5 protein-coding genes and 1 pseudogene are annotated in these 6,685 nt (G+C 68.0%); 5 read left to right on the top strand and 1 reads right to left on the bottom strand.

Annotation, left to right across the window (positions count from 1 at the left end; genetic code table 11):
* Window positions 1-760: 760 nt before the first annotated feature.
* Window positions 761-2,032 (top strand): glycosyltransferase 87 family protein, encoded by a 1,272-nt coding sequence (locus MXD58_RS16875; protein WP_248839359.1) that lies wholly within the window; start codon window positions 761-763, stop codon window positions 2,030-2,032.
* A 26-nt stretch (window positions 2,033-2,058) separates the two neighbouring features.
* On the opposite strand, the gene MXD58_RS16870 is transcribed toward MXD58_RS16875, so the two are convergent.
* Window positions 2,059-2,289, bottom strand: a complete 231-nt coding sequence (locus tag MXD58_RS16870; protein ID WP_284678475.1) for a DUF397 domain-containing protein — start codon at window positions 2,287-2,289, stop codon at window positions 2,059-2,061.
* A gap of 474 nt (window positions 2,290-2,763) precedes the next feature.
* On the opposite strand from MXD58_RS16870, the gene MXD58_RS16865 reads away from it, so the two are divergent.
* The 4 genes and pseudogenes from MXD58_RS16865 (at window position 2,764) to MXD58_RS16850 (ending at window position 6,634) form a co-directional block, all read left to right on the top strand.
* Window positions 2,764-3,006: a hypothetical protein gene (locus MXD58_RS16865; RefSeq protein WP_250609527.1), complete on the top strand. Its 243-nt coding sequence runs from the start codon at window positions 2,764-2,766 to the stop codon at window positions 3,004-3,006.
* A gap of 512 nt (window positions 3,007-3,518) precedes the next feature.
* The gene (gene ltrA, locus MXD58_RS16860; RefSeq protein WP_248839360.1) at window positions 3,519-4,943 is read left to right on the top strand and encodes a group II intron reverse transcriptase/maturase; all 1,425 of its coding nucleotides are present in this window, start codon (window positions 3,519-3,521) and stop codon (window positions 4,941-4,943) included.
* A 311-nt stretch (window positions 4,944-5,254) separates the two neighbouring features.
* Window positions 5,255-5,449: pseudogene (locus tag MXD58_RS16855) on the top strand (hypothetical protein); the annotation flags it as partial.
* A gap of 264 nt (window positions 5,450-5,713) precedes the next feature.
* Window positions 5,714-6,634, top strand: a complete 921-nt coding sequence (locus MXD58_RS16850; RefSeq protein WP_248839361.1) for a hypothetical protein — start codon at window positions 5,714-5,716, stop codon at window positions 6,632-6,634.
* The last annotated feature ends 51 nt before the right edge of the window (window positions 6,635-6,685 follow it).

The following is a 6,685-nucleotide window of genomic DNA, read 5'->3' as shown; positions in this document are numbered from 1 at the left end:
GTTCTCACCGGCCCAGCCGGCTGGAACACCATCCCCGTCGCCTTCTCCAACGGCGACGGCACCTTCAGGGTCACCAACAGCCAGGTCAGTGGATTCCCTGGCTGGGCGACAGAATCCGGCGTGCGGCTGATACCCGCGCCACTCGGCTAGATCTGGTCGTGGTTTCCCGCGTACGCCCGTCAAACGGCCGCGTACGCGGGAGAAACCATCATCAGGTTCTGTCCGTCGAACGGGAGCGGGAGCGGGACGCCGGCGTGAGCTGCTCGTCGCCTCCGACGGCCCCAGTATCACCATCGTCGCGCTCAGCCCGCACAGGCCGCGACCGGCAGGCCTCTTCGGCGTCACACGATGCGTACACGACCGCCACCCGGGCCGGGGCGACGACAAAAGACCAGGCCACGGGCCGTCCATCGAATTTTCAGGCCTCACACGATCGGAAAATCCGCCGTCCAGGTAGGCTTCAGCTTTTTGCCCACCTCACGGCGGAGATCTGCGTACGCGGGCAGACGGTGTCGGATAGACGTCATCGTCCGTTGGCTGTTCGACGATAACCTTGGCGTCGCCGTCCGACCTATGCCCCTTTGGAAGGCCCGCGCAGATGAGTGCAGTCCCCGTCGATACAGGCGGCCTTCCCCCTCCGGCCGACCGCAAATCCCCGGCCCCTGGTGAAGCGCAAGGGTCTGCTCGTCCATTAGACAGGTCCGTGACCAGCACTTTCCCTCTGTCGGTCGGTGCGGGGCATCCGGATGACCCGACGTCGATGGCGCTCGACGCAGGTCGGTGGACGGCCGCCTTCCTGGTCATGGGCGCGCTCGCCGCTGCCGGCGTGGGCGCCATCGGAACCCGTATCGACCTGGCCGTGTACCGGATGGGCGGGGCCGCGCTGTTACACGGCCGGCCGCTCTACGAACAGGTGATGCCGCGGACCGGCCTGCCGTTCACCTACCCGCCGTTCGCGGCGTTCCTGTTCGCCCCGATAGCAGCGTTACCGCAGTGGATGGCGCAGGCGCTGTGGGGCGGGCTGCTGTTCGTCTGCCTCGCATTCTTCGTCCGCGAGATCGCGGCCGCCGTCGGCCTGCCCGGCAGGCATGTCATCGCCGCCACGGCGGGGCGGCCGGTTGCCGCCGGAGGTCTGCTGCTCGGGACCGCCGTCGTGGTTCTGGCGTGCGAGCCCGTCCGGCAGAACTTCGGGTTCGGGCAGGTGAACATCCCGCTGGCCCTGATGGTGCTGCTCGACCTACGCGGACGAACTGGCCGCCTGCCACGCGGCGTCCTTCTCGGCCTCGCCGGCGCGGTAAAACTCACTCCGCTGATCTTCGTGCCGTATCTGCTGCTCGTCGGTCGCTCGAAAGCCGCCGCGGTCGCCTCAGCCACCTTCGTCGGCGTCGGCGTGCTCGCGGCGCTGCCCACCGCGGCCGACTCGCACCTGTTCTGGACCGAACTGGTCACCGATCCGTCTTACATCGGCGGCACGCCTTACGCCGCGAACCAGTCGCTGTGCGGAGTGCTCACCCGACTCGCTGGCCACGCCATCTACGCCGAGACCTGGTACCGCGCGGTGACGATCGCTGTCGCCGCCACTGGCCTGTTGCTGGCAGCGCGGGTGACCCGCCGTGGCGACGCCCCGCTTGGCTGGACGGTCTGCGGCCTCACCGGCCTGCTCGTGTCGCCGGTCTCCTGGACCCACCACTGGATGTGGTCGCTCGCCGCGCTGGCGTGGCTGGCCGCGCCCACCCGGCGTGGTGACCACACACCGGGAACCGGCGGAACGCCGCGGTCAGGGCGATGGGTCCTGGTCGCGGCGGCCGCCGGAACCGTCCTGTTGCTGATCTCGCCGGTGTGGTGGGTGCCGAACACCCAGAACCGGGAGTACGCCTGGGCAGGCTGGCAGCTCGTCGCCGGCAACTCCTACTTTCTCGCCGCCACCTCATTTCTGCTGCTCATCGGCATCAGAACAGGCGGCGCTCCCCTGCGCCGCCTCCGCGAGTTCGTCAACGGCCTGGTCCAGCGACTCCTCGCCCACCCGAGATGAGCCGGGGTCCCGGGAGCCCGGCTCGCCTACGGGACGGGGCGGTGTCTGGTACGGAGGTAGACGGCTGTGGGTTCGCCGGTGTGTCCGTGCGTGACGATGCCGGTGGGAGCGCTGGCGAGGAGGGCGGCGGTGAGCGTGCGCCAAGCTTTTGCGGTGAAGGTGAGCCGTGGTCCGTCAGGGTTTTTGGAGTCGCGGACTTCGATGTGGCTGGTGGTGTGGGCGACTTCGACGCAGTTGCCGCCGTCGGGTCCGCTCAGAGATAAGAGAGCTACCGGCCGGTGCTTTTATAAAAGAAATTAACGGAGCCGGTGAGGGGACTCGAACCCCTAGCCGCTCGATTACAAGTCGCATGGGGGCGTGCCGCGCCATGTCGCGCCGTGCCGGGCAATGTCGCATTCTCCCAGGTCGCGGCGTTCTCAATGCCGCAGCGTGTCGCCGGGTGCCGCCCCGTGCCGGAACATCCGCACCCACAATGAGCCCACCGTCCGCAGCGGCCAGGTCGCGACCTGCTCGATCAGGAGCCGCATGTTCGATGCTGCTCCATCATCGGCGCATGTCGTGGCCAGCGGGCCGCGGGTCAATGGCATTGACAGGGCAGACGAACTTCCAACACACGGATTAACAATCCGGGAAGATCCCCGCGCGTGCGGGGACGGCCCCCTCACCCGGGCCCTGCGCGAGGGCCTCGCGGGAAGATCCCCACGCGTGCGGGGACGACGCGGCCAGTCGAGGTGCTGCGCTCGACGCGACGGCTACTCGTCTTCGCGAGCCTGCTAACGCTGGCCCTGAACATCGCGGAACCCTTGATCGCCGGCCAGTACGGCAAGGCGCGTTCGAACTCCGTCGGGCCGCTACTCCTCATCGGCTGGGCCGAGGTCGGCGTGCGCCACGAAGCAGTGTTTGACCGAGCGGAGGTGGAAGGACTCCGCCGTCGGCCCGTCGCAGCGGGTCGGCTGAAGCTGGGGGCAGTCTGAGCCCGGAGACGCGGGTGAGGGCGGGAAGCAGCCCTGACAAAGCCGGGACGGGGTGGTACTGCCAGACGGTCCGGGTCCGGCGAGCGAGACGGAAAGGTATACGTGCAGGAACCAGCGATTAAAGCCTCTCAAGCGGTCCACCAGCTCAAATCTGGCGGATATGGGCTGGGATGCGGTGCGCACCCCGGGTGGTTTTCGGGGGAACTCCTGAACCGGTTCACCTATGACCGGAGGGAGGCCACGGTGAAGGTCTGCGGCGTAGCCGTGGCGATGCCGCAGGGGCAGGAGCTGGGTGCCTCCTCCGTCGATCGGTTAAGCATTGAACGTGGGAACCGTCCCGCGTCGGTCCGGTCCTCGGCAGTCGTTGTCGGGGGTGGGATAGATGCGTCGTCCGTTGAAGGCGCGGGGCGGGGCGGAGGCCCCGTAGTAGTCCGAGGGCGGGAAAGCCGTCCACATGGCGAAGGGGGCCAGCAGGCCCGCGGCGAGGATGCTGGAATGCCAGGAGGTCGTTGGTGAATACCGACGCTTCGGACAAGGCGTTGCACGACGCCGAGCGCCGGGTACTGGAAATCCAGACCAAGCTGCACCGTTGGGCGGTCGACGATCCCGGTCGACGGTTCGACGATCTGTACAATCTCGTCGCCGATCCCGCTTTCCTTCTGGTGGGATGGGCTCGGGTGCGGAGGAACAAGGGCGCCCGAACCGCCGGGGTGGACGGTGTCACCGCCCACCAGGTGCGGGTCGGGCAGCGGGATGCGTCCCTGCTGGAACGACTGCGTGCTGATCTCAAGGCACGTGAGTTCCGCCCGTTGCCAGTCCGGTCCGTGAACATCCCGAAAGCGAACGGAAAGATTCGCCGGCTGGGGATTCCCACGGTCCGGGACAGGACCGTGCAAGCGGCCCTGAAACTGGTGTTGGAGCCGATCTTCGAGGCGGACTTCCGCCCGTGTTCCTACGGGTTCCGCCCGAACCGTCGCGCGCAGGACGCGGTGACCGAGACGTGGCACCTGGCCACCAACTCCTACGAGTGGGTGGTCGAGGGCGACATCGAGGCGTGTTTCGACCGGATCGACCACACGGCCCTGATGGGCCGGGTGCGCCGCCGGATCGGAGACAAACGCGTCCTGGACCTGGTCAAGGCCTTTCTGAAAGCCGGGATACTCGACGGCGACGGCCAGACCTGGAAGAGCGACGTCGGCACTCCGCAGGGCGGTATCCTTTCTCCGTTGCTGGCCAACGTGGCGCTGACGGTACTGGACGAGCACTTCGACCAGTACACGATCAGTACGGTGGAACGAGCGAAACGGCGCCGGCACGGGCTCGCCAACTACCGGATCATCAGGTATGCGGACGACTTCGTGGTCATGGTTTCCGGAACCCGGGAACAAGCCGAGCAGCTCCTCCCCGAGATCGCCACGGCCATCGAACCGATGGGGCTGTCCCTGTCGGCGGAGAAAACACTGGTCACCCATATCGACGAGGGACTGGACTTCCTCGGGTGGCGCATCCAGCGGCACCGCAAAAGAGGAACAGCCCAGCACTACGTCTACACCTACCCGTCGAAGAAAGCCCTTCAGGCGATCAAGGCGAAGGTGAAGGCGATGTGCATGCAGAACGTCAACGAGACCCTGGCCGACCTCACATGCCGGATCAACCCGGCGCTGCGGGGCTGGACAGCCTACTTCCGGGCCGGTGTGTCAAGTGCGACCTTCGAGTACCTACGCTCCTACGTGTGGAGCCGGGTGATGCGATGGCTGCGTAAGAAACACCGGCGAACCAACTGGGAGAAACTGCTACGCCGCTACTGCACGAACCCTCGGGACAAGTGGTGGCCCGCGGACGGCAACGTGACCTTGTTCGACCCGGCGTCGGTCAGCACCACCCGATACCGCTACCGGGGCGCCAAGATCCCGTCGCCGTGGCCCAGCGTCACGTGACAGAACCAGTCCGCACAGCGGGGCTTGTGGAGCGCCGGATGCGTTGAAAGGCGCACGTCCGGTGCGGGAGGCGACCCGAGGAGACGGGCTGGGTGCGAGCCCAGTACCGCGCCTCGGGTCGACCTCACCCGCGTCTCCTCCACGCCATGCAAACCATAGAAACCGGCCGACACCTCGCCGAAACGCAGGCGCCTGACAGCCCACCCCCACCGGTGGCACAGCGTCGACCACCGACCACCCCATCCGCCTTCGAACCGATGCGGGACGGGACCACGGCCACACGCTCACCGTCACGCGAGGCCGCACGCGAGGCCCGCAACCAGGACCTGCTGCACCGGGCCCGCGCCGAGGACGTCTTGCACTGGCGGCAGCACCAACGCCCGATCTCCGCGGAAACGCTGCGCAAGCGGCTGGAAGTCGGCACGAGCACCGCACGCGGCCTGGTCACCCAGCTGCGCACCGACACCCACACCGCGCTCGACGGACAGGCCGACCCAGCGTCGTAGGGCGCCGACGCCCAGCACGCTCACCGCCCACATCGTCCTAGCGGGCGCTCGCGGCCGGGCCGACGGCACCAACGAGGCGCGCCGGCTGTTCGACGAGACGACCCCCCCGGCTGGGGCATCTCCTCCCAGCACCAGCCCGGCGCTGAGCCCGCGGCCTTGACCGCCGCCAGATGCCCTGCGCCCCAAGCATCCCCGCAGCAACGCACTCCGCGAGACATATATGCTGTAACTCTCTCCAGCATTTTCATTGAAGGGTGTTACACCATGGTCCGCGTCCCCCAGCCCGTCGCTAACGGCCTCCGCACCGATCACCCCGTCCCTGACCTGCCGTTCATCGACGACAGTCACATCCCGCTCGACGACCCCCATGCCATCCAGGCCGTCGGACGCCACGATGGAAGCGACATGTGGGGCCGCCAAGACCGCGCCCGCGAGGGGAGGGGCTGGATCGCGTTCACCACCGACCCGATTCGCCACGACCTGGCGTGGTGCGTCCGCTACCACCCCGACCACGGCCGCACCGTGCTCCTGTACCGCGACCGGGACGCCTCCGCCGTGCACGCCAAATGGGACGCGGCGCTTCTCTTCCGCGCCGGCGGATACTGGTGGGACGGGGAGAGCTGGTACCGGCCCTCCCAGGTCTGGGACCACGCCAGCGAGACCTACGTCCGCCGCCCGGCCCCCGGAGCAACGACCATTACCGCCGCCGACATCCTCACCACTGGAACCGGCGATCCCACGAAGGCCCGGGTCAGCAAGGTCCAGTACGTCAACGTCGACGACGCGCCACCAGAGCGCTGGCTTGACGACCTCACCTCCTGGGCACGGAGCCGCTCAGCCGACCGACCCCTGACCGGCAGCGTCGTGCGGATCTCCGCGCCTGAGCTCGCTGGCGACCAGCTCCTCAGCCTCGCCGAGTTCGCCGACACCGTGGGCGTCACCGCCTCCACCCTGCGCTCCTACCTAACCCGCGACCAGGCAGACATACCCCTACCTCAGGCCGTGATCGGTAGCCGCAAGTTGTGGTCCCGCCCGGTGGCCGAAGAATGGGCCGAACAACGCCGCCGCTCCGACGAGGGCCTCGACGAGGCCGTCGCGGTACGCCGCGGCGACGCCTCTCAACCCGCCGGCATCACCGAGGTGTGGACCCGCTTCGCTCAGAAGGTGTTTGAGATCGTCGGTTAGATGATTCTCTGTAGCGGTCGGGGTCCTGGCCGTCGGGCGGGTGCGCGCCGG

The organism is Frankia sp. AgKG'84/4 (assembly GCF_023242965.2).
GTDB lineage: Bacteria > Actinomycetota > Actinomycetes > Frankiales > Frankiaceae > Frankia.
This window is presented reverse-complemented; position numbering and strand designations above follow the sequence as displayed.